The 21,233-nt window shown below is 65.3% G+C and carries 24 protein-coding genes, 2 tRNA genes and 1 pseudogene; 11 read left to right on the forward strand and 16 right to left on the reverse strand.

Features of this window, described 5'->3' with window-relative positions; genetic code table 11:
• Positions 1–240, forward strand: a 240-nt coding sequence (locus tag OOZ63_RS26005; protein WP_266008584.1) for a hypothetical protein, incomplete at its 5' end; no start/stop codon positions are given.
• On the opposite strand, the gene OOZ63_RS26010 is transcribed toward OOZ63_RS26005, so the two are convergent.
• Positions 218–709 carry a hypothetical protein gene (locus tag OOZ63_RS26010; RefSeq protein WP_266008585.1) on the reverse strand — a complete coding sequence of 164 codons (492 nt, stop codon included), beginning with the start codon at positions 707–709 and terminating at the stop codon, positions 218–220. The two genes, OOZ63_RS26005 and OOZ63_RS26010, sit on opposite strands and share 23 nt — an antisense overlap.
• A gap of 33 nt (positions 710–742) precedes the next feature.
• On the opposite strand from OOZ63_RS26010, the gene OOZ63_RS26015 reads away from it, so the two are divergent.
• A complete protein-coding gene (locus OOZ63_RS26015; protein WP_266008586.1) occupies positions 743–1,486 on the forward strand; it encodes a transposase in 744 nt (247 codons plus the stop codon).
• Positions 1,487–1,696: 210 nt separating this feature from the next.
• Here OOZ63_RS26015 and OOZ63_RS26020 read toward each other — a convergent pair whose 3' ends face one another.
• Both OOZ63_RS26020 and OOZ63_RS26025 read right to left on the reverse strand, forming a co-directional pair.
• The gene (locus OOZ63_RS26020) at positions 1,697–2,026 is read right to left on the reverse strand and encodes a DUF86 domain-containing protein (protein WP_266008587.1); all 330 of its coding nucleotides are present in this window, start codon (positions 2,024–2,026) and stop codon (positions 1,697–1,699) included.
• Positions 2,027–2,049: 23 nt separating this feature from the next.
• Positions 2,050–2,334, reverse strand: a complete 285-nt coding sequence (locus OOZ63_RS26025; protein ID WP_266008588.1) for a nucleotidyltransferase family protein — start codon at positions 2,332–2,334, stop codon at positions 2,050–2,052.
• 198 nt (positions 2,335–2,532) lie between these two features.
• On the opposite strand from OOZ63_RS26025, the pseudogene OOZ63_RS26030 reads away from it, so the two are divergent.
• A pseudogene (locus OOZ63_RS26030) lies at positions 2,533–2,772 on the forward strand (sensor domain-containing diguanylate cyclase); the annotation flags it as partial.
• 70 nt (positions 2,773–2,842) lie between these two features.
• The gene (locus OOZ63_RS26035; RefSeq protein ID WP_266008589.1) at positions 2,843–3,004 is read left to right on the forward strand and encodes a hypothetical protein; all 162 of its coding nucleotides are present in this window, start codon (positions 2,843–2,845) and stop codon (positions 3,002–3,004) included.
• Between the two features lie 323 nt (positions 3,005–3,327).
• Here OOZ63_RS26035 and OOZ63_RS26040 read toward each other — a convergent pair.
• From OOZ63_RS26040 to OOZ63_RS26060, 5 genes are all read right to left on the reverse strand, one after another.
• Positions 3,328–3,402, reverse strand: a tRNA-Val gene (locus tag OOZ63_RS26040).
• Positions 3,403–3,493: 91 nt separating this feature from the next.
• A tRNA-Val gene (locus OOZ63_RS26045) sits at positions 3,494–3,568 on the reverse strand.
• Positions 3,569–3,647: 79 nt separating this feature from the next.
• Entirely contained in the window at positions 3,648–4,361 is a 714-nt protein-coding gene (dnaQ, locus tag OOZ63_RS26050; protein ID WP_266008590.1) for a DNA polymerase III subunit epsilon, read from the reverse strand.
• 15 nt (positions 4,362–4,376) lie between these two features.
• Entirely contained in the window at positions 4,377–5,180 is an 804-nt protein-coding gene (gene lgt / locus OOZ63_RS26055) for a prolipoprotein diacylglyceryl transferase (protein WP_266008591.1), read from the reverse strand.
• A 31-nt stretch (positions 5,181–5,211) separates the two neighbouring features.
• On the reverse strand, positions 5,212–6,108 hold the full coding sequence (locus OOZ63_RS26060; protein ID WP_266008592.1) for a LysR family transcriptional regulator: 897 nt from the start codon (positions 6,106–6,108) through the stop codon (positions 5,212–5,214).
• An 89-nt stretch (positions 6,109–6,197) separates the two neighbouring features.
• Between OOZ63_RS26060 and ilvD the strand changes: the two genes are divergently transcribed.
• Positions 6,198–7,880, forward strand: a complete 1,683-nt coding sequence (gene ilvD / locus OOZ63_RS26065) for a dihydroxy-acid dehydratase (protein WP_266008593.1) — start codon at positions 6,198–6,200, stop codon at positions 7,878–7,880.
• A 26-nt stretch (positions 7,881–7,906) separates the two neighbouring features.
• Here the strand turns inward: ilvD and OOZ63_RS26070 are convergent, their stop codons facing one another.
• Positions 7,907–8,152, reverse strand: coding sequence for a TIGR04438 family Trp-rich protein (locus OOZ63_RS26070; protein ID WP_266008594.1), 246 nt, complete (start codon positions 8,150–8,152; stop codon positions 7,907–7,909).
• A gap of 117 nt (positions 8,153–8,269) precedes the next feature.
• On the opposite strand from OOZ63_RS26070, the gene OOZ63_RS26075 reads away from it, so the two are divergent.
• Positions 8,270–8,581: a c-type cytochrome gene (locus OOZ63_RS26075; protein ID WP_266008595.1), complete on the forward strand. Its 312-nt coding sequence runs from the start codon at positions 8,270–8,272 to the stop codon at positions 8,579–8,581.
• Between the two features lie 65 nt (positions 8,582–8,646).
• Here OOZ63_RS26075 and acs read toward each other — a convergent pair whose 3' ends face one another.
• On the reverse strand, positions 8,647–10,611 hold the full coding sequence (gene acs / locus OOZ63_RS26080) for an acetate--CoA ligase (protein WP_266008596.1): 1,965 nt from the start codon (positions 10,609–10,611) through the stop codon (positions 8,647–8,649).
• Positions 10,612–10,781: 170 nt separating this feature from the next.
• Between acs and OOZ63_RS26085 the strand changes: the two genes are divergently transcribed.
• The gene (locus OOZ63_RS26085) at positions 10,782–11,408 is read left to right on the forward strand and encodes a TIGR00645 family protein (protein ID WP_137942003.1); all 627 of its coding nucleotides are present in this window, start codon (positions 10,782–10,784) and stop codon (positions 11,406–11,408) included.
• A gap of 6 nt (positions 11,409–11,414) precedes the next feature.
• Here OOZ63_RS26085 and OOZ63_RS26090 read toward each other — a convergent pair whose 3' ends face one another.
• From OOZ63_RS26090 to OOZ63_RS26115, 6 genes are read right to left on the reverse strand one after another with little or no spacing between them, the layout of a single operon-like run.
• Positions 11,415–11,753 (reverse strand): Na+/H+ antiporter subunit G, encoded by a 339-nt coding sequence (locus tag OOZ63_RS26090; protein WP_266008597.1) that lies wholly within the window; start codon positions 11,751–11,753, stop codon positions 11,415–11,417.
• A gap of 5 nt (positions 11,754–11,758) precedes the next feature.
• Complete coding sequence (locus OOZ63_RS26095) at positions 11,759–12,046, reverse strand: K+/H+ antiporter subunit F (protein WP_323055789.1); 288 nt, start codon at positions 12,044–12,046, stop codon at positions 11,759–11,761.
• Complete coding sequence (locus OOZ63_RS26100; protein WP_266008598.1) at positions 12,043–12,534, reverse strand: Na+/H+ antiporter subunit E; 492 nt, start codon at positions 12,532–12,534, stop codon at positions 12,043–12,045. The genes OOZ63_RS26095 and OOZ63_RS26100 overlap by 4 nt, the downstream gene beginning before the upstream one ends.
• Positions 12,534–14,144 (reverse strand): monovalent cation/H+ antiporter subunit D, encoded by a 1,611-nt coding sequence (locus tag OOZ63_RS26105; protein ID WP_266008599.1) that lies wholly within the window; start codon positions 14,142–14,144, stop codon positions 12,534–12,536. The genes OOZ63_RS26100 and OOZ63_RS26105 overlap by 1 nt, the downstream gene beginning before the upstream one ends.
• Positions 14,141–14,494: a Na+/H+ antiporter subunit C gene (locus OOZ63_RS26110; RefSeq protein ID WP_266008640.1), complete on the reverse strand. Its 354-nt coding sequence runs from the start codon at positions 14,492–14,494 to the stop codon at positions 14,141–14,143. The genes OOZ63_RS26105 and OOZ63_RS26110 overlap by 4 nt, the downstream gene beginning before the upstream one ends.
• An 8-nt stretch (positions 14,495–14,502) precedes the next feature.
• Positions 14,503–17,355 (reverse strand): monovalent cation/H+ antiporter subunit A, encoded by a 2,853-nt coding sequence (locus OOZ63_RS26115; RefSeq protein ID WP_266008600.1) that lies wholly within the window; start codon positions 17,353–17,355, stop codon positions 14,503–14,505.
• Between the two features lie 214 nt (positions 17,356–17,569).
• On the opposite strand from OOZ63_RS26115, the gene OOZ63_RS26120 reads away from it, so the two are divergent.
• Genes OOZ63_RS26120 through OOZ63_RS26135 form a run of 4 tightly spaced genes read left to right on the forward strand, consistent with a single transcriptional unit; the run spans position 17,570 to position 21,183 of the window.
• On the forward strand, positions 17,570–18,670 hold the full coding sequence (locus OOZ63_RS26120; protein WP_266008601.1) for an MlaE family ABC transporter permease: 1,101 nt from the start codon (positions 17,570–17,572) through the stop codon (positions 18,668–18,670).
• Positions 18,670–19,527 carry an ABC transporter ATP-binding protein gene (locus tag OOZ63_RS26125; RefSeq protein ID WP_266008602.1) on the forward strand — a complete coding sequence of 286 codons (858 nt, stop codon included), beginning with the start codon at positions 18,670–18,672 and terminating at the stop codon, positions 19,525–19,527. Before OOZ63_RS26120 ends, OOZ63_RS26125 begins: the two co-directional genes overlap by 1 nt.
• Positions 19,517–20,506: an MlaD family protein gene (locus tag OOZ63_RS26130; RefSeq protein ID WP_266008603.1), complete on the forward strand. Its 990-nt coding sequence runs from the start codon at positions 19,517–19,519 to the stop codon at positions 20,504–20,506. Before OOZ63_RS26125 ends, OOZ63_RS26130 begins: the two co-directional genes overlap by 11 nt.
• On the forward strand, positions 20,503–21,183 hold the full coding sequence (locus OOZ63_RS26135; protein WP_266008604.1) for an ABC-type transport auxiliary lipoprotein family protein: 681 nt from the start codon (positions 20,503–20,505) through the stop codon (positions 21,181–21,183). The genes OOZ63_RS26130 and OOZ63_RS26135 overlap by 4 nt, the downstream gene beginning before the upstream one ends.
• Positions 21,184–21,233 lie beyond the last annotated feature (50 nt).

Genomic DNA, 21,233 nt, shown 5'->3' on the forward strand with positions numbered 1-21,233 from the left:
GCCAGCTACATCCGAGGCATGGCGGCCTTCTACGAACTGGGCTCCTTGCATGTCATCGAGCAGGCTTTCATTGAAGGCTACGCGCGATCGATCGTGCGTAGCAGCAACCTGCCGGCCGCACTGCGAAATCAGAATGACGACAAGCAGCTGGTCGAGCAGTTGGTCGACTACGTCAACTCCGGCAAGCGCAGCCATGGAGACCTGCTGCGCGACTTCCTCAGACCCGGCGCAGGGTCGTGAGTGCAGGCGCCAGCGGCTGCATCAAGGGTACAGACCCCAACTCGCTTGCCCTAGGCGTCCCTCTTGGGCCCGATCCGCCCATTCTCCAAGTGGTGCGGCCGGCGGCAGTCCGAGTGGGCTGGCCGCCCAGGCCGAATGGACCGCTCATCGCCGGTATGCACGATGAGCGACCACTTCGCTCGAAGGCGCCGCTCGCCACGGCAACGCGAGCACGAGGATGCTGGCCGTCATCCAGCGTGGACGAGGCGGTCGCCTCCAGCTCCCAGCCGGGAAGCACCTCGCCACGCACGCCCAGCAGCGCGCGGGCAAACTTCGTGTCGCGCTGCAAGGTCTCCACACCGTTGTCCGTGCCCAGTCGGGAATTGACGCGCACAGCCGGGCCGAAGGGGTTGAAAGCGTTGGAGGCGGGCACCAGCACACTGGCCATCAAGACTCCCATCTCCTCGGCTCGCAAGCGGTCCTTGGACATCGTGAGCTCACCGAGCGCCGTCCAGGCATCAATGTGCAGCGCCTGGTGGCGCAACAGTTCTGCCGGCAAGACTGGAGCCGCGCGGACAGCCAGGGTTGCCAGATGGTGGAGGCCAGCCTGCAGCTGCTGGGGTGGAGCGCCAAGCGTCGTGTGATGATCGTGCGCCAGCGCATCCGCGGCGGCACCGCCAGAGAGCGGCGCGTGGACGACAAGCAGTTGCGCCTGGACCTGGCGGGCCCGAGCGTGCACGAGGGTGATCGCTTATGGGAATACGCCGTGCTGGTCACCGACGTGAACTACCCGCTGGAGTCCATCGGACAGCTCTACCGAGACCGGGCGGACGCGGAGAACGCGTTCGACGAGCTGAAGAACCAGTGGGGCTTAGGCGGCCTCACGACACCGGACCTCAATCGCAGCCAGACTGTGGCCAGAGCCTGTGCGCTGGTCTACAACCGGTGGAGTTGGTACTGCCGGGCGGCACACCCTACGGGAAGGCTGGAAGCCATCACGAGCCGACCGCTGCTGCTGGCTGCGGTCGGCAAGGCCGTCAGTCACGCCAACCAGACCACGCTGTATCTCACGCTGCTGCATGGGCGCACCGATGTATTGCGTCGGCTGATCGCCAACATCGGCGCGGCCTTGGGGTACATCAAGGCAGCTGCGCAGCAGTACAAGGACCTCGATCGCCGGGGCTGCCTGCTGCGCCACATCGGCGACCGCATCGCGCCACTCATCGGACCTGCGCGCCCACCTCGCGGCCTCCCGGCGACGGGGTAACTGCCGGATTAAGGCTGATTGCACATGACCATACGCATCAAACGGCGCTGTGTCGCCACCAGCGTGTGCATCACCTGTTCCGGCTAGTGGCCGAAGCGTGCGCTCAGGACAAACGGGTGCTGAGGCCCCATGTGGACGCTGCCGTCGGCGGATTCTCATCTGCCAAGCAGGCGCACACGCCCATGTCACCTCAGGCCCAGGTCAGCCGCTTCACAACTGATGATCTGTGCGGGCAATCATGCGGTCGATGGTGGTCGCGAGCGGCGGCAAGTCCTGCGAGACAACAAGCCACACGGCCGCAACATCTATACCGAGGTACCCATGCACGATCACGTTGCGAAAGCCGGCCAGTTCACGCCACGGAACTTGCGGCTCCGTCCCCTTGATTTCGCCGGACAGGCGCTGGCTTGACTCCGTGAGCGTCTGCAGATTGCGTATCACCGCGTCTTGGACCAACCGCGATGTCTCGAACCGAGTCATTTCACCGCCTGTGTATTCGCGGATGCGCTCAATGCACTCCCGCATGTGTGCCAGCAGCACGCGGTCGCTGTCTGGCCCTGGCGTCACAACGCGACCGCATCCGCAACCACTCGGTCGCGCAGCGAAGGATGCAGGCTTGCTTCAGTCACAACGTCCACCTGACGGCCCAGCAACTCCTGAGCGTCCAGCAACAACCCGCCCAGAGCAAGGGCGCTCGTGCCAGGGGCTAAGGTCACCAGCAAATCGACATCGCTGTCATCGCGTGCCTCATCCCGAGCCATAGACCCAAAGACGCGAACACTCGTGATGCCGCGGCGATGGGCCAGCGACAAAAGCTGTTCGCGGTGGGACTCGATCAGCGCATCCATGTGCAAAGTGTAGCGGCGAGCGCTCCTCGCCGCAGTATCAGGGGCCAGAACAACGCCTGCCGGAGCAGCCATTGGCCAGCCGAGATCAAGCGCGGCGCGGTACTGGGAGCCAAGATCGGTCTCGATCTCTGCGCAAAACTCCCGTGTTCCAGCAGCTGCCCGCCACTATGCTTGAGCGTCGCACCCAGGCTCTCACCCATGGATCCCAGCGAATCCAACGGCGCCGTCTACCGAACCCTGCTTGAATCCACCCGTGCCATCCCATGGAAGATCGACTGGACAACCTTGACCTTCAGCTATATCGGCCCGCAGATCCAAGCCCTGCTCGGCTGGGCGCCCTCGACTTGGGTCAGCGTTGATGACTGGGCCTCGCGCATGCATCCCGACGACCGCGAGCGCGTCGTCAACTTCTGCGTCTCGCAGTCGCAGGCAGGCGTGTGAACGGCGGTCAGGAACCGTCTCTACTTGGCGGTGAGGAATCGTTTCTAGGTTGAGCGCCCTTGTGCCTGTGAGTTCGGCAGGTTTGATCGAACATGACTTCGCCGCGCGGGCGGCCCTGCAGGGCCGCCCGCGCGGCGAAGTCATTGTGAAGACCGGCGTAGGGGTAGGCAGCGGCGGGAGCGATGCCATCGGTGCAGCGATGCTGGCCGAGTGGAGGCCGCTGCGGTAGAACGAGCGGCGTACCCCGATGCAGGCGGGTACAGCGACGACGAATTGCCTGGCAGTCAGAACCGTGCGCCGCACCCTACACATGCCGAGAGCGAATGCGATGGCGTTATAGCTAAATTAGCTTGAAGACGTTGGAAGCTGCATCAATGCTGTACTGCTGGAGAGGGCCCTCCCCACCCCAAAAAACTCTCAAGCCCCCCACCTCGACGGCACCCTCCACCCTCATAGCAAGGATCGTGGTCCTTCCGAGAACGTGCTGTGCTGCTGCGCAGTGTGCCTAAAGCAAAAGGGGCACCGTGCTTTCGCATGGTGCCCCCTGGCTTTTGGTGGGCGGTGAGGGTTTCGAACCCCCGACCCCGACAGTGTGAATGTCGTGCTCTACCCCTGAGCTAACCGCCCGAATCTGAACCTCGGGTTGGCCCGCTTTTGGACCACTCGAGCCAACTGACGCTTATGACGACTGACGAGCTATTGATTTACAACAACTCTTTGGTGGGCGGTGCAGGGTTCGAACCTGCGACCCCTGCCGTGTGAAGGCAGTGCTCTACCGCTGAGCTAACCGCCCGGTCTGGTCGTCCAACAAACTCCTGCAGGAATTCGTTAACCGGGAAGCCCACGATTATGCCATGCCATTGTTGCTGCAATCAAGCAGCTTGCCAGATTCTTTTGCCGCCGCTGGCCTTGTCAAGATCGGCCAGCACTTTGTCATGGGCTTGAAGTTCCGCCTCGCTGGCCTGCAGCACCGGTAGTGCGAAGCGGCTCAGGTCGACCGCCTCAACCCGCAACTCGCCCGGCTGGTTCGAATGGCTGCTGCCGCTGCCCTCATCGATGACCAGCGAATCCTGCCCGCGGGTCAGGCGGATATACACCTCGGCCAGCAGCTCGGCATCGAGCAAGGCGCCGTGCAGGGTTCGGCTGGAGTTGTCGACCTCCAAGCGCCGGCACAGCGCGTCCAGAGAATTGGCCTTGCCGGGGAACATATCGCGCGCCATCAGCAAGGTGTCAAGCACGCTGCCGACATGGTCGGTGATTGGTGGCTTCTTCAGGCGCTTGAGCTCAGCATTGACGAAGCCGATATCGAAAGGTGCGTTGTGGATCACCAGCTGGGCGCCGGCCAGAAAGTCCAGCAACTGGTCGGCCACCTCGGCGAACTTGGGCTTGGTCGAGAGGAAGTCCTCGGTAAGGCCGTGCACCTTCAGCGCTTCCTCGTGGCTGGCGCGCTCAGGGTTGACATAGATATGCAGGTTGTTGCCGGTGAGCTGGCGGTTGACCATCTCAACGCAGCCGATTTCAACCAGACGGTCACCGCCCTCGGCATACAGACCGGTGGTTTCGGTATCGAAGAAGATTTGACGCATGGACTAGAAGAAGACTCAGTTGGCTTTGCGGCGGCTGGCCCAGAGCCAGATCAGCACACCGGCCGCGATCATCGGCAGCGACAACCATTGTCCCTGACTCAGATTGAAGGCACGCAGGCCCAGGAAGTCGTCCGGCTCGCGGAAGAACTCGGCCAAAAAGCGCATCAACCCATAGCCAATCAGGAAGAGGCCGGACACCTGACCGGTCGCGCGCGGCTTGCGCGCATAAATCCACAGGACGACGAAGAGCAGCAGGCCCTCGCCGAGGAATTGGTAGACCTGCGAGGGATGACGCGGCACACCGCCGTCGCCCGCTTGGGGAAAAATCATTGCCCAAGGCAGGCTGGGGTCGGCCGCCCGCCCCCACAGCTCGCCATTGATGAAATTACCGACCCGGCCTGCCGCCAGGCCGGTGGGCACGCAGGGTGCGATCAGGTCCGTGACCTCGAAGAACTTGCGGCCGCGCAGCTTGGCAAACAGCGCCATCGCGACCAGCACACCGAGCAAGCCGCCATGAAAGGCCATACCGCCCTTCCAGACCGCAAGCACCTCGCCGAGGTTGTGCATGTAGTAGTCGGGCTTGTAGAACAGCACATAGCCCAAACGCCCGCCCAGCACCACGCCCAGCACGCCGAAGAACAGCAAATCGTCGACATCACGCTTGTTCCAGCCTGCCGCCGCAAACTGCGGCTGACGCACTTTCAGCGAGGCCAGCCAGAGGAACAGGCCGAAGGCGGCCAGATAGGTCAGGCCGTACCAATGAACGGCCAGCGGGCCGAGGCTGATGGCGATGGGGTCGAACTGGGGGTGGACCAGCATGGCGTAAGCACCTCTTGAAGCGAGCCGCGCATCATAGTGGGCGGGACAGACATGCCTGAATATGCTGGACAAAGCGCCGCACCGCCGGCCCGGCATCTGGGCGCCAGATCAGACTGGTCTCGCAAATTGGCACCTTGCCGGCCACTCGCTTGTAGACCACGCCGCTGCGCTGCAGGCCCATCACCGACTCCGGCACCCAGGCAGCACCCATGCCAGCCGAGACCAGGTTGACGATGGTCTGCATCTGGATTGCCTCTTGGGCGATCACCGGTGCGGCCTGATGATCGCGATAGAAGGCCAGCACCGAATCGAACAGCGAGGGCGCAATTTCTCGCGGGAAGATCACCAGCGGGAGTGTCAGGATGTCTGCTGCTGCCAGTTGCGCCTGGGCGGCCAGCGCCTCCTCAGCGCTGAGCGCCAGCACCATGGGCTCGCGGGCGATGCCCAGGGCCTCGAAACCCGCAGGCAAGGCGCCCGGCGCATGAATGACGAAGCCGGCGTCCAAATCCTCGCCGGCAAACTGCTGCAGTTGCACGTCCAGCGTTGCCTCGCGCAGGCTCAGCACGATGTCGGGCTGCTGCTCGCGGAAAGCGCGCAGCCAGCGCGGCAACTCGCCGAAACCGACGGTCGAGACAAAGCCCAGCCGCACACGCCCGCGCTGGCCCTCGGCGGCCGCGCGCACCAGGGCGCCCAGTTGTTCAGCCTCCAGCAGCAGGCGTCGCGCCTGGGGCAGCAAAGCCTCACCGGCCGGGCTCAGCCGCACCGAACGGCTGCTGCGCTCGAACAGCGGCGCGCCCAGCGCCTGCTCCAGCTTCTGGATCGCTTGCGTCAGCGGCGGCTGGGTCATATGCAGGCGCAGCGCGGCGCGGCCGAAGTGCAGCTCCTCTGCAACGGCGAGGAACTGACGCAAGCTTCTGAGCTCAATCATTACTTCGCAACGTATCAATCATCACTAAATAATATATTTGATAAACAATCACCGGCCGAGCAAACTGCGCAAATTCTGAGGAGACACCCATGTCAGCAATCAACCGCCGTTCCAAAAACATCACCGAAGGCGTAGCCCGCGCCCCGAACCGCTCTATGTACTACGGCATGGGCTACCAGGAGAGCGACTTCGGCAAGCCGATGATCGGCGTGGCCAACGGCCATTCGACGATCACGCCGTGCAACTCCGGCCTGCAAAAGCTGGCCGATGCCGCCGTGATCGGCCTGAAGGCCGCCGGCGCCAACCCGCAGATTTTCGGCACACCGACCATCTCGGACGGCATGGCCATGGGCACCGAAGGAATGAAGTACTCGCTGGTCTCGCGCGAGGTGATCTCCGACTGCGTCGAGACCTGCGTCGGCGGCCAGTGGCTGGACGGCGTGATGGTGATCGGCGGCTGCGACAAGAACATGCCCGGCGGCATGATGGGCATGCTGCGCGCCAACGTGCCGGCCATCTACATCTATGGCGGCACCATCAAGCCGGGCCACTACAAGGGCCAAGACCTGAACATCGTCAGCGTATTCGAAGCGGTGGGCCAGTTCAGCGCCGGCAAGATGAGCGAAGAGGATTTCTGCCAGATCGAGAAGCGCGCCATCCCCGGCAGCGGCTCCTGCGGCGGCATGTACACGGCCAACACGATGAGCTCGGCCTTTGAGGCGCTGGGCATGAGCCTGCCCTACTCCTCGTCGATGTCCAATGTCGAGGACGAGGTCGTGGAGAACACCAAGCGGGCGGCTGCCGTGCTGGTCGAAGCCGTAAAGGCCGACCTGAAGCCGCGCGATATCGTCACAAAAAAGGCCATCGAGAACGCGGTGGCCGTCATCATGGCCACCGGCGGTTCGACCAACGCGGTGCTGCACTTCCTAGCCATCGCCCATGCAGCCGAGGTCGAGTGGACCATCGATGACTTCGAGCGCATGCGCAAGAAGATTCCGGTGCTTTGCGACCTGAAGCCCAGTGGCCAGTTCCTCGCAGTGGACCTGCACAAGGCCGGCGGCATCCCTGCCGTGATGAAGGTGCTGCTGAAGGCCGGTCTGCTGCATGGCGACTGCATCACCATCACCGGCAAGACCGTGGCAGAAAACCTGGCCGAGGTGCCCGAACTGCGCGCCGACCAGTCCGTGATTCGCGACACAAGCGCGCCGATCTACGCACAGGGCCATTTGGCCATCCTGAAGGGCAATCTCTCGCCCGAGGGCGCGGTCGCCAAGATCACCGGCCTGAAAACCCCGGTGATGACAGGCCCGGCCCGCGTCTTCGAGGACGAGCAGTCGGCGCTGGCCGCCATCATGGCCAACAAAATCGTCGCTGGCGACATCATGGTGCTGCGCTATCTAGGCCCCAAGGGCGGCCCTGGCATGCCGGAGATGCTGGCCCCGACCGGCGCGCTGATTGGCCAGGGCCTGGGCGAGACCGTGGGCCTGATTACCGACGGCCGTTTCTCTGGCGGCACCTGGGGCATGGTGGTCGGACATGTGGCGCCCGAGGCGTATGAGGGCGGCGTGATCGCGCTGGTGCAAGAGGGCGACAGCATCACGATCGATGCCCACCAGTTGAAGCTCGAACTGCATGTGGACGCCGCCGAGCTGGCGCGCCGCAAGACGCTGTGGAAGCAGCCGGCGCCACGCTACACCCGCGGCGTGCTGGCCAAGTTCGCGAAGACCGCATCAAGTGCCAGCTCGGGTGCGGTGCTCGACCTGTTCGAGTAAAGAAGTGTAGAGAGGAGCGGGGCCGGCTATTTGCGGCGCTGCTTCTCGCTCTGGCCCAGCGCTTCGAGCGAGCGCTCGCGGCGCGCTTCTTTGCGCTGGTCCATGCGCTGCATGGCTTTTTTCTGTGTGTAGCCGCTGGAATCGGCCCAGGCCCACCACAGCACGGCCAGGCCGAAGGGCGCCAGCACCCACAGCCAGCTCCACTCGCTGACCGGCGCCACACCAACCAGCTTGAGCAGCAAGAGCACGACACCGACGGCCATCAACAACATCACACGACTCCTTTGATCCACGCCGCCCCATAAAATCGCTGGCGAGGCTATGCTGTCAGCACTGTAGTGCAGATTGCACAGACTAGACCCCCGAGATTGTTGAGCCGAAAGGAAACCATGAAGTCCTCTGTGATTGCCCTGGCCACGCTGGCCGCCGCCCTGGCCGCCCCGGCCGCTTTTGCCAACGCCGAACTGGCACAGAAGAAGAACTGCATGGCCTGCCATGCGACCGACAAGAAGCTGGTCGGCCCGTCCTACAAGGACGTCGCGGCCAAGTACGCCAAGGACAAAGACGCCGTCAAGAAGCTGGCCGAGAAGATCATCAAGGGCGGCTCCGGCGTCTGGGGCCCTGTGCCCATGCCCGCGAACGCCCAGGTCAATCCAGCCGAGGCCGAGGAACTGGCCAAGTGGGTGATGACGATCAAGTGATCGTCTGAGGCCACCCAGGAATAAAGCCCCGCATGTGCGGGGCTTTTTCTTTGCAGTCTGCAGGTTCAGTAGGCCTGCCCCAGTTGCTCAAGGATGGCGGGGTTTTCCAGGGTCGAGGTGTCCTGTGTGACGCTCTCGCCCTTGGCCACCGAGCGCAGCAGTCGGCGCATGATCTTGCCGCTGCGGGTCTTGGGCAGGTTGTCGCCGAAGCGGATGTCCTTGGGTTTGGCGATCGGACCGATCTCCTTGGCCACATGGTCGCGCAGCTGCTTGGCAATGGCCTTGGCCTCCTCGCCGGTCGGGCGCGGTCGCTTGAGCACGACAAAGGCGCAGATCGCTTCGCCCGTCGTGTCGTCCGGACGCCCCACCACGGCCGCCTCGGCCACCAGCTCGGTGCAGCTGACCAGGGCTGACTCGATTTCCATCGTGCCCATGCGGTGCCCAGACACGTTCAGGACATCGTCGATGCGGCCGGTGATCGTGAAGTAACCGGTGTCGACATCACGGATTGCGCCGTCGCCCGCCAGGTAATAGCCCTTGAGCTCGGCCGGGTAGTAGCTCTTCTTGAAGCGCTCCGGGTCGCCCCAGATCGTGCGGATCATCGAGGGCCAGGGCTTCTTGACGACCAAGATACCGCCTTGCCCGTTGGGCACGTCGTTACCCAACTCATCGACGATGGCGGTCGTGATGCCCGGGAAGGGCAATGTGCAGGAGCCCGGTACCAGCGGCGTCGCGCCTGGCAGCGGCGTGATCATGTGGCCGCCGGTCTCGGTCTGCCAGAAGGTGTCGACGATGGGGCAGCGGCCGCCGCCGATGTTCTCGTGGTACCACTCCCAGGCGGCCGGGTTGATCGGCTCGCCAACCGAGCCGAGCAAGCGCAGGCTGGTCAGGTCGTAGCGCTTGGGGTGCACAGCTTCGTTGCTCTCGGCCGCCTTAATCAGGGAGCGGATCGCAGTGGGGGCTGTGTAGAAGATCGTGACCTTGTGCTTCTCGATCATCTGCCAGAAGCGGCCCGCATCCGGGAAGGTCGGAATGCTCTCGAACACGATCTCGGTGCCGCCCAGGGCCAGCGGGCCATAGGTGATGTAAGTGTGGCCAGTGACCCAGCCGATGTCAGCGGTGCACCAGAAGATGTCGTCGGGCTTCAGGTCGAAGGTCCACTTGGTGGTCAGCGCCGCATGCAGCAAGTAGCCGCCAGTGCTGTGCTGGACGCCCTTGGGCTTGCCGGTAGAACCCGAGGTGTAGAGCAGGAACAGCGGGTGCTCGGCCTCGACCCACTCCGGCGCACAGTCGTTGGACTGGCCGGCCACGATCTCGTGCAGCCACTGGTCGCGGCCGGCGACCCAGCCGATCGCGCCGCCGGTGCGCTTGTAGACGATCACATCCTTCAGGCTCGGGCAGCTGTTGTCGGCCAGAGCCTCGTCGACGATGGCCTTCAGTGGCAACGCTTTGCCGCCGCGCTGCTGCTCGTCCGCAGTGATCAGCATCACCGCGCCGGCGTCCTGGATGCGGTCGCGCAGGCTCTGCGCCGAGAAGCCGCCGAACACCACCGAGTGGGTCGCGCCGATACGGGCACAGGCCTGCATCGCGGCCACACCCTCGACCGACATCGGCATATAGATAACGACGCGGTCGCCCTTCTTCACGCCACGACTCTTCAGCGCATTAGCCAGCTGGGACACACGCCCCAGCAACTCGCTGTAACTGACCTTGGTGACATCGCCGTTATCGGCCTCGAAGATCAGCGCCGTCTTGTCGCCCAGGCCGGCCTCGATATTGCGGTCCAGGCAGTTGTAGGAGACGTTGAGCCTGCCGTCCTCGAACCACTTGAAGAACGGCGCCTCGCTGTCGTTGAGCACCTGGGTGAATGGCGTCTGCCAGCTGATCAGCTCGCGCGCCTGGCGGGCCCAAAATCCCTGGTAATCGGCCTCCGCCTCGGCCACCAGGGCTTGGTAGCCGGCCATGCCTTTGACATGGGCGTTGGCCTGCCAATCGGCGCTGGGCAGGTATTGCTTGTGGCTCTGTGTCATCGCTTTGTCTCCTCGGGCATCCAAGATCGCGTATCGCTCGGTCAGCACTGTGCGTGCAGTCTCTGACGAAGCGCTTACTCTAACCCCGTAACCGAGCGTGATTGGCCCGCGATGCGGCTTGACCCCGGGGCCCTAGAATCGCCCGCTACCGAACCCTAGAGCCGTCCCCCATGAGCACACGCCGTTTGCGCCCCCTGCCCAATCTGATTTTTGCCAGCCGCTGGCTGCAGTTGCCGCTCTACCTGGGCCTGATCCTGGCCCAGGGCGTCTATGTCTTCCAGTTCTGGACCGAGCTTGTGCACCTGATCGAGGCCGCCTTTGGCAACCAGGACGCGCTAGCCATGCTGGTCAAGAGCATTGGCTACAAAGCCACCGTGATCAAGGATGCGGCCGGCGTGGTGACCGGCTACGAGCCGATCGCCAAGCTCAACGAGACCATTCTGATGCTGGTCGTGCTTGGGCTGATCGACGTCGTGATGATCTCCAATCTGCTGATCATGGTGATCATCGGCGGCTACGAGACCTTTGTCTCGCGCATGGGCCTGGAAGACCACCCCGATCAGCCTGAGTGGTTGAGCCATGTCAATGCCTCGGTGCTGAAGGTCAAGCTGGCAACCGCCATCATCGGCATCTCGTCGATCCACCTGCTCAAGACCTTCATCAATGCCGACAATTACACCGAGAAGACCTTGATGTGGCAGACCCTGATCCACATCGCCTTCCTGTTCTCGGCCATCGCCATCGCCTACACCGACAAGCTGCTCAACGCCAATCACAGCGCTTCGGGCAAGCACTAAAGCCGCTCAAGGCTGCGGCTGATCGGCCGGGACTTCGGCCTTGGACGGCTGGCGCTGATGCAGCGCCGCCTTGGCCAGCAAATTGGCTGAAACCGGCGCGGTGATGAAGATGAAGAGCGTGATCAGCAGCTCGTGCAGGCCATGATCGCCCTGGGCCCAGTGAATCACCAGGCTGGCCAGCAGTACGCCGCCGATGCCCAGTGTGCTGGCCTTGGTCGGTGCATGCAGGCGCATGAAGAAGTCCGGAAAGCGCAGCAGGCCGATCGCGCCCACCAGCGCAAAAACCCCACCGATCACCAGCAGTGACGCGATCAGGGCCTGCAACGTCCAATGCAGCTCGTTCATCGTCATCACTCCATCACATCGCCGCGACTCAGATAGCGCGCAAGCGCCACGGTCGAGGCAAAACCCAGCAGCGCGATCAGCAGCGCCGCCTCAAATAGCAAATCGCTGGCATGGCGTATGCCCATCAATATCACCAGACCCAGCGCATTGACGTACATGGTGTCCAGCGCCAGCACGCGGTCGGTAGCCGTCGGTCCCTTCAGCAAGCGCCAGCCGCATAGCAGCAGGGCCAGGCCGACGGCCGCGCTCGCGAAGTCCAGCGCCCAGGCGATCAGAGGCAGGTCTTCCATCATCCGAATATCTCCAGCAGCGGCCGCTCGTAGCGCGATTTGATCTCGGCAGCCATCGCCGGCGCGTCGCTGCAGTCCAGTGCATGGACAAGGATTTCGTGGCGCACCTCATCGACCACGCAAGACACCGTGCCCGGCGTCATCGTGATGATGGAGGCCATCAGCGAGATCGCGCCAGGCTGGCGCAGCGCCAGCGGCACCCGCACCCAGGCTGGCTGCGGGCGGCCCCCCGGCGATAGGACCAAACGCGCCACCACGAGATTAGACATCACGATGTCCCACAGCACGACGACAACAAGGCGCAACGCCAGGCCGGGCTTGCGAAGGCGCAGCGCCGGCCCCAGAAAACCGTGCAGCAGGCGCGGCAGCAGCAGTCCCAGCACGGCAGCCGCGATCAGCTGCGGGAGGGCCATGCTTTGCTGCAGCAGCAGCCAGACCGCCGCCAGCAGCAGCGACAGCACCGGGTGGCTCAGCCATTTCTTGTCAGTCATCACCGGACCTCCTTGGCCTTGTCAATTCGATAGGGTCGGGTCGTCTGCGCCGCCGCCCCCCCCTGCTCGCCCAGCACCGCCTGGGCATAGGCGGCGCGGTCCATCAGCTGCAGCGCCGCCGCCTCGGTATAGCGCTGGATGGGGGCGGCCGCCACGCTCATCAGCACACTGGCGCCCAGCAACGCACAGGTCGCCAGCACCAGCTTGGGGCTGCTGCCCGAATCGCCACAGGCCGGCAGATCGCTGCGCACATGCCAGAACAGGATGCTGCCGGCGCGCGCCAGGCCCACCAGCGTAAAAAAGCCCACCCCCAGCACCACGGCCCAGAAGCCAACGACCCAGGCATGGCCGGTTGCCGACTCCAGCAGCATCAGCTTGCCAATGAAACCCGGCAGAGGCGGCAGGCCCGCAGTTGAAGCCGCCGCCAGCAACATCATCAGGCCAAGCAGGGTCGGCTGAGCCATTGGCGAGGCCGGCACCAGCTGACCTTCGGCATCACCGCGCTGCGCTGCGACCAGCTCGGCGAGCAGGAACAGCGCCGCGATCACCAGTGTGCTGTTGAGCATGTAGTAGAAGGCCGCGCCCCAGGCCGCCGCGCCGTACAGCCCCAGGCCGGCCAGCACCGTGCCGACCGAGGCCACCGTCAGCCAGGCGACTAGACGCGCCAGTGTGCGGGCCGCCAAGGCGCCCATCACGCCCACCACACTGGTGGCCAGCGCCAGCGGCAGCAGCACCGGCTCTACTGTCAGCGCCGTGGCGCCGCCGCTGTCGCCAAACACCACACCATGCACGCGCACGATGGCATAGACCCCGACCTTGGTCATGATGGCAAACAGCGCCGCCACCGGCGGGCTGGCCGCCGCGTAGGTGGCCGGCAGCCACATCGCCAGAGGCATCAGCGCGGCCTTGAAGCCAAACACCACCAAGAGCAGCAGCGCCCCGACCTTCAAGACGGCGGCGTCTGGCGTCGCCACCTGCGGCACGCGCAGCGCAAGATCGGCCAGGTTCAAGGTGCCGGTCTTCGCGTAGATCAAGGCCACGCCGATCAGAAACAGCGCCGAGGCCGCCAGGTTCAGCACCACATAGTGCAAGCCCACCCGGAAGCGCTCGCGCCCCTGTCCGTGCACCATCAGCACATAGCTGGCGATCAGCAGCACTTCGAAGAACACAAAGAGATTGAACAGATCGGCGGTCACGAAGGCGCCGTACAGCCCCATCAGCTGGAACTGGAACAGCGCGTGGAAGTAGCGGCCATGGGCATCCCAGCCGCCGCTGGCATACCAGAGCACCGGCAAGGCCACACAGGCTCCCAGCAACAGCATCATCGCGCCCAGCCGGTCCACCAACACCATGATGCCGAAGGGCGCCGGCCAGTCGCCCAGCCGGTAGCTGATCAGCTCGCCGGCGGCGGCTCGCTGCACCAGCGCAGCCGCGATCAGCAGGCCCAGCGCGGTCGAGGCCAGCGCCAGACGGCGGGCCCACAAGAGCTTGTGGTGGCCGTGGCCGCCGTGGGCGTTGCCGCCATGGTCGCCCAACAAGAGCATCAACACGGCGGTGGCGGCCGGCAGCAGCACCGGGAAGATGGGGAGGTGCAGATCGATCCAGCTCATCGCGCTCCACCTTGCTCGTCGGATCGCTGTTCGGCGCGCCCATCGACCTGATCGGTGCCATTCTCATGCCGGCTGCGCAGCGCAAGCTCGATCACGAAACCGGTGGTCGCAAATCCGATCACGATGGCGGTCAGCACCAGGGCCTGGGGCAAGGGGTCAGCCACGGCCGCCCCGTCGCTCAATATGGGCGGCGCCGCGCTCCAAAGCCGTCCCATCGCGAAGATGAAGACATTGACCGCATAGCCGATCAGGCTCAGGCCCAGCACCACCGAGAAGCTGCGCCCACGCAGCAGCAGATAGATGCCGCAGGCCGTGACCCAGCCGATGCCGCTGGCCAGCAGGAACTCCATCGTGATCGTCATGCCTTCGCCCCTTGTGGTGAGCCGCCCGCTTTTGCAGGTCCCTTGCCGGCTTCCTTGCTGGCCGAGCCCAGCACCGACAGCATCAGCATCGTCGCGCCGACCACAGTGATATAGACCCCCAGGTCGAACAGTGCCGCCGTGGCCAACGGCAGCTCGCCGAGCAGCGGCACCGCCGGGTGGCCGTGGGCGCTGGAAAGGAAGGGCCGGCCGAACACAAAGGCCCCAACCCCGGTCAGCCAGGCAATGCCCAGGCCCGCACCTATCCAGCGTACAAAGCGCTGCCCGCCGGCCGCGCGCAGCACGCTCTCGGCACGCTGCTGGCCCTGGGCCATGTACTGCAGCACAAGCGCCACACCGGTAATGAGGCCGGCGATGAAGCCGCCACCGGGCAGGTTGTGGCCGCGCCAGAAGATATAAGCCGACAGCACCAGCGCCAGCGGCAGTACCAGACGCGCGACCACGCGCAGCATCAACGGCTCGCGCTCATAGCTCCAGGGCCGACCTTCGGGATCGGCCTTGGGCTTGGCAACCCGGAATCCATCCAGCAGGGCCAGCACGCCCACGGCCGCAATGCCCAGCACGGTGATCTCACCGAAGGTGTCATAGCCGCGAAAGTCCACCAAGATCACGTTGACGGCATTGGTGCCGCCCCCGGCCGGCAACGACTTCTCCAGGAAGTACCACGATATCGAGTCGTGGTTGCGAGTCAGCATCAGCCAGGCCAGCCAGCCAATGCCGCCACCGCCAGCGATGGCCAGCAGCGCATCGCGGCCGCGCCGCAGCCGGCTCGATTCGACCGGGCTGAACTGCGGCAGCAAGGCCAGGCCCATCAGCAGCAGCGCGGTCGAGACCACATCGACCGAGAGCTGGGTCAGCGCCAGATCTGGCGCCGACAGCGCCAGAAAAGCGAGCGAGCAGATCAAGCCCACACCGCCCACCAGAATCACAGCGACGAATCGCTGGCGCTGCATCACCAGCAGCGCCGCGCCAAGCACCAGCAGCAGCAGCCACACACCCACCGCCAGCGGTGGCGCGGACACCAGCTCGCGGTCGCCGCCGCTCAGGTTCTGCCCCAGCATCGGCCAGACGGACAGGCCCACCGCCAGCGCCACCATCCAGGCCGCATAGCGCTGCAGCGACCCGTTTTCCAGCAGCGCGGTGCCGCGCCCAGCCAGGCCGATCAGTCCGTCGATGACGGCATGGAACAAGGCCTTGGCACTCATGGGCCCTGGCAGATAGCTGTGCAGACGCCCGCCATGGTTGAGTCCGAAGTACAGCACCGCGCCACCGGCCACAGCGACCGCGCTCATCAACAGCGGCATATTGAAGCCGTGCCACAGCGCAAAGTGGAACTCCGGCGCCGGGGCGCCCAGCATGCTGCTTGCCGCCAGTTGCACCAACGGACCTACGATCCACATCGGCGCCAGACCCACAGCCACACAGATCGCGACCAGCAGCGCCACCGGCGCCTTCATGCCAAGCGGCGGCTCATGCGGATGCGGATTCGGCAAGTCCCGCGCCGGGCCGTTGAAGAAGACATCGTGGACCAGACGCAGCGAATAGGCCACTGAACACAGCCCGCCCAACGTGGCCAACAGCGGAATCGCCCAGGACAGCGACCCCCAGAAACTAGCCTGCAAAGCCTGATCCAGCATCAGCTCCTTGGACAGGAAGCCATTGAACGGCGGCAGGCCGGCCATCGCCGCCGCTGCCAGCAGCGCCAAACTGCCAACCCAGGGCATCAGCCCCATCAATCCGCCAAGCCGGCGCATGTCGCGCGTGCCGCACTCGTGGTCGACGATGCCGGCCGTCATGAACAGTGCGGCCTTGAAGCTGGCGTGGTTCAGGATGTGGAACACCGCAACCACAGCCGACATCGGCGAGCCCAGGCCGATCAGAAAGGTGATAAAGCCCAGGTGGCTGATCGTCGAGTAGGCCAGCAAGCCCTTCAGATCATGCTTGAAGAGGGCCACGAAAGCGGCGAACACCATGGTCGCCAGGCCCACCGAGGCCACCACCGTCTCAAACAGCGCCGAGCCGCTCCCAATCACCGGGTAAAGCCGCATCATCAGGAACAGCCCGGCCTTGACCATGGTCGCCGAGTGCAAATATGCCGAGACCGGCGTCGGTGCAGCCATCGCCTCGGGCAGCCAGAAGTGAAACGGCAGCTGGGCGCTCTTGCTGAAACAGCCGACCAGGATCAGTGCCAGGGCCAGCGGATAGCGACCATCGGCCTGCACCTTGGGACCCATCGCCAGCATCTGCGAGAGCTCGTAAGTGCCGGCGATCTGGCCTAAAACAATGACGCCTGCCAGCAGAGCCAGGCCGCCGCCGCCGGTCACCGCCAGCGCCATTCGCGCGCCCTGGCGGGCCTCCTCCTTGTGGCCCCAGTAACCCACCAGCAGAAAGGACGAGATGCTGGTCAGCTCCCAGAACACCACCAACAGCAGCAGGTTGTCACTCAGCGCGATGCCAAGCATCGCGGCCATGAACAGCATCAGCAGGCTGTAGAACTTGCCAGCCGGGTCCTCGCGGTGCAGATAGTAGGCGCCGTAGAGCACGATCAACAGGCCGATGCCAGTAATCAGGCCGGCGAACAGCAGGGCCAGGCCGTCGAGCCGAAAGCCGATATTCAGGCCTATGGCAGGCACCCACTCGGCAAAGCCAAGCAAGACCTGACCCTCGAACACGGCCGGTGCGGCCGACGCCAGTAGTCCCAGCGCGGCGGCGGTGATCAGGCCGGCGGCCCAGGCCGGGGCCTGGCGCAAGGAACTGGCCCGGCCCAGCCAGAAGCACAAGCCGGTGCCAAGCAGAAGCGGCAGCAGAACCACCGAAGCAAGCAGGTTCATCGTGTCGTCAGAGTGGGTGGCGGGGGCGGCTCTGGGCAAGAGCTGCCTCGGGACGCTCTAGGCGCGCGATCAATCAATCAAAGGCGGCCGATTGTAGGAGACGGCGAGAACTGGCTGTAGGAGTCGCCGAGAACCGGCCAAGCTTCATCCGGGCTTCATGCCCCTGGGCTATGCTGAGTGCCTCGTCCTCCAGCCCTCCGCCGTCACTGCACGCATGCCCACCAGCCCCTGGTACACCCTGGACACCGCCGAGCCGCAGCCCCGCCTGGCGCTGCGGGGTGCTTGGCGCATGGTGCATCTGGCCGAGATCGAGCAGGCTCTGCGCGAACTTCAACTGCCCGAGTCACTGAGCGTCGATGCAGCCGAGCTGACCGAGATCGACTCGGCCGCCGCGCTGGTGCTGCTACGCGCCCTGCCGCCGCAAGTACGTTGGCAGGCGCTGGCCGAAGTCCCGGCGCGCATCCTCGAGCGGGTGCGTGAGCATCTGCAGGCGGCAGCGCCAGCGCAGGTGGCGGCCCCGCCGACGGCGCTGGCCCAGCTCGGCCGCCAGACCCTGGGCTTGCGCGCGCTGCTGCTCGGCCACCTGAGCTTCTTCGGCGCCACGATGGTGGCGCTGGGCGAGGCGCTGCGGCGGCCGCGCTTGCTGCGCCTGCGCGAACTGACCGTGCAGGTCGAGCAGACGGGACTGAATGCTGTGCCAGTGGTGGCCCTGGTGACCTTGCTGATCGGAGTCGTGATTGCTTATCTGCTGGGCCTGCAAGCGGAGCAGTACGGGGCCAATATCTTTGTCGTCGACGGCGTCGCGATCGGGGCGACCCGCGAGTTCGCGCCCATCATCGTGGCAGTCATCGTCGCAGGCCGCTCCGGCGCCTCCTTCACCGCCCAGCTCGGCGCGATGCGGCTCACTGAAGAAACCGATGCGATCCAGACCCTGGGTCTGTCCACCATGCAGGTACTGGTGCTGCCACGCGTGCTGGCCTTGATGCTCGTGCTGCCGCTGCTGGTATTTGTCGGCGATGTCATGAGCATCCTTGGCGCGATGGCAATTGCTGAGCCGATGCTGGGCATCACCCCCGGCGCCTTTCTTGCGCGGCTGCGCGAGTCGCTGGACCTGCGCCATGTGCTGGTGGGCCTGTCCAAGGCCCCGGTGTTCGCGCTGGTTATCGCCGTGATCGGCGCCCGCATGGGCATGACGGTGGGCAAGGACACCCGCGCCGTCGGCGCGGCCACCACCTCGACCGTGGTGCAGGGCATCGTCGCGGTGATCTTGCTAGATGCCGGGTTCGCCATCCTCTTGCAGAGCCTGGGGTGGTGATGGCAAGCAAGCCCGTCATTGAGGTCTGCGACATAGTCACCCGCTTTGGCGCGCAGACGGTGCACGACGGCGTGAGCTTCACGGTCGAGCGCGGCACCCTCGTCGGCATGATCGGCGCCAGCGGCACCGGCAAATCGGTGCTGCTGCGCGAGATGATAGGCCTGCAGCGTCCCACCGCCGGCCAGGTACGACTGCTGGGCACCGAGATGTGGAGCGCACCAGCCGACGAGCTGGCAGCCGTACGGCGGCGCTTCGGAATGATGTTCCAGGACGGCGCGCTGTTCTCCTCGCTGACGGTGGCGCAGAACATCGCCGTGCCGCTGACCGAGCACACGGCCCTGGACCCGACCACCATCACCGCGCTCGTGGCACTGCGCCTGCACCAGGCCGGCCTGCCGCCCGAGGCAGGGGCCAAGATGCCCAGCGAGCTCTCGGGCGGCATGCGCAAGCGCGCGGCGCTGGCCCGCGCGATAGCGCTGGAGCCCGAGATCCTCTTCCTAGACGAGCCCACCTCCGGGCTGGACCCCATCACCGCGCGCGCCTTCGATCGATTGGTGCGCTCCTTGGTCGACGACCTGGGCCTGACAGTCTTTCTCGTTACCCATGATCTGGACACCTTGCTGGGCTCGGTCGACCGGCTGATCGCGCTGGCCCAATCCAAGGTGCTGGCCGATGGGCCGGTGCGGCAGGTGATGGCCAGCGAAGACGCATGGCTGCGCGAGTACTTCTCGGCGAGATTCACAGCAAGTCCCTCGCCAGGCCGCGCCCAAGATGGGCCTCCCCCCCTCGGGGGGCCGCCTGGGTCTTCGCGAGCGCAGAGGCCAACAATTCAAGGAGTGCAAGACCATGGAAGCTGAAGCCCGCTACACCCGGGTCGGTGCGATCGTGCTGGCCCTGCTGGCGGCGCTGATCGTCGCAGTGCTGTGGCTGAGCAAGGTCGGCGGTCAGGGCGACTTCAAGCGCTATGCGATTCACTTCGAGCAGCAGGCGCTGGACGGGCTGCAGGTCGGTGCCGATGTCTCGCTGCGCGGCATCAAGATAGGCCGGGTCGAGGACTACTCGTTGGCAGCCAGCAAGTTCAACCGGGTGCGGGTAGAGCTGCGGGTAGACGGCCGCGCGCCAGTGCTGACCAACACAGTGGCCGTCGTGACCCGCAACTTCGTTACCGGCATCGCCGCGATCACGCTGATCACGCCTGAGCCGCCGGGCGAGCCGCTGGTACAGGTGGCCGAGGGCGAAACCTACCCGCTGATCAAGGAAGGCCGCTCCGATCTGGATGTGATCACCGGCCGAGTCCAGCAGGTCGGCGAGATGGCCGCGACGACGCTGTCCAGCGTCAACCAGCTGCTCAGCAGCGAAAACCGCGACGAGGTGATGGCGACGATACGCAATCTGCGCCAGCTCTCCCAAGGTCTCAACAACCGACTCGGCGCCCTGGATCGCACGCTGGCGCAGACCGGTGCGGCGGCCGAGAGCGTGGGCCAGGCCGCCACCCAGCTCAGCAGCTCGGGCGAGCGCATCACCGCGGTGGTCGAGCGCATGGGTACCCGCGTGGACGGCACGCTAACCGAGACCGAGCGCACCCTGGTCGAGGCCCGTCAGGCGCTGGGCCAGGCGGCCAAGGCGGTCGAGGCGCTGCAGACCCAGTCGGTAGCGACAGCGCGCCGGCTTGAGGACACGGCCAGCGGCGTCGACGACCAGCTGAGCGTGGCCATGTCCGAGCTGCGCCTGTCGATCGACGCCGCCACCCGCGTGTTCGACCGACTGCGCGATCCGCGCGCGGCCCTGTTGGGGCCCAGCGCACAACAACTCGGCCCCGGAGAGAAGAAGCCATGAGCGCCACCCATCAAGAAGCCCATCTGCGGCGACGGCTGCTGCTGCTGGGCCTGAGCCTGTCGCCGCTGTTGAGCGCCTGCGTCTCGGTAGGTGGCGGCGACGCGCCCTTGCAGGCCCTGTACCGCCTGCATGACGAGGGAACCGGCACCGCCGAACGAAGGCCAGCCCCCCTGGTCGGCGCGCTGTTGATCCAGCAGTTGCCGGCCAATGCGATGGCCGATACGGTGTCGATAGCCTACTCGAAGCGAGCGCATGAATTCGCCTTCTACCAGCAGGGCAGCTGGGTCGAACAGCCCGTTCGCCAGGTGCCGCGCCTGCTGCAGCAGCGCCTGGAGGCACGCGGCATTGCCGGCGCGGTGGGGCTGCTGGGTGACCCGATGCGCTCCGACTGGCTGCTGACCGTGGGCATCTCCAGCCTGCATCACGAGGTCAGCAGCGAGCCCGGCAGCGCTAAGCTGGCGCTGACCCTGGAGCTGTTCGACCGCCGCAGCCGCCAGCGCGTCGCGCGCCGGCGTTTCGACGCCGAGGTGCCAGCCAAAATCGCCAGCGCCGCCGGCGCAGCGCAGGCGCTGTCGCAGGCACTGACCCAGAGCTTCGATGCGCTGCTGCCCTGGCTGGAGGCCGAACTCATGCGTGTGGCCAAGGTCAGCGAGCCTGCTGCAGCCCCTGCCGGCTGAGCGCAAGCAGGGGGAAAGCTGGCCTCGCTAAAATCCTGCCAGCTCTACAA

It is taken from the genome of Paucibacter sp. PLA-PC-4, assembly GCF_026241155.1.
Lineage (GTDB): Bacteria > Pseudomonadota > Gammaproteobacteria > Burkholderiales > Burkholderiaceae_C > Roseateles_E.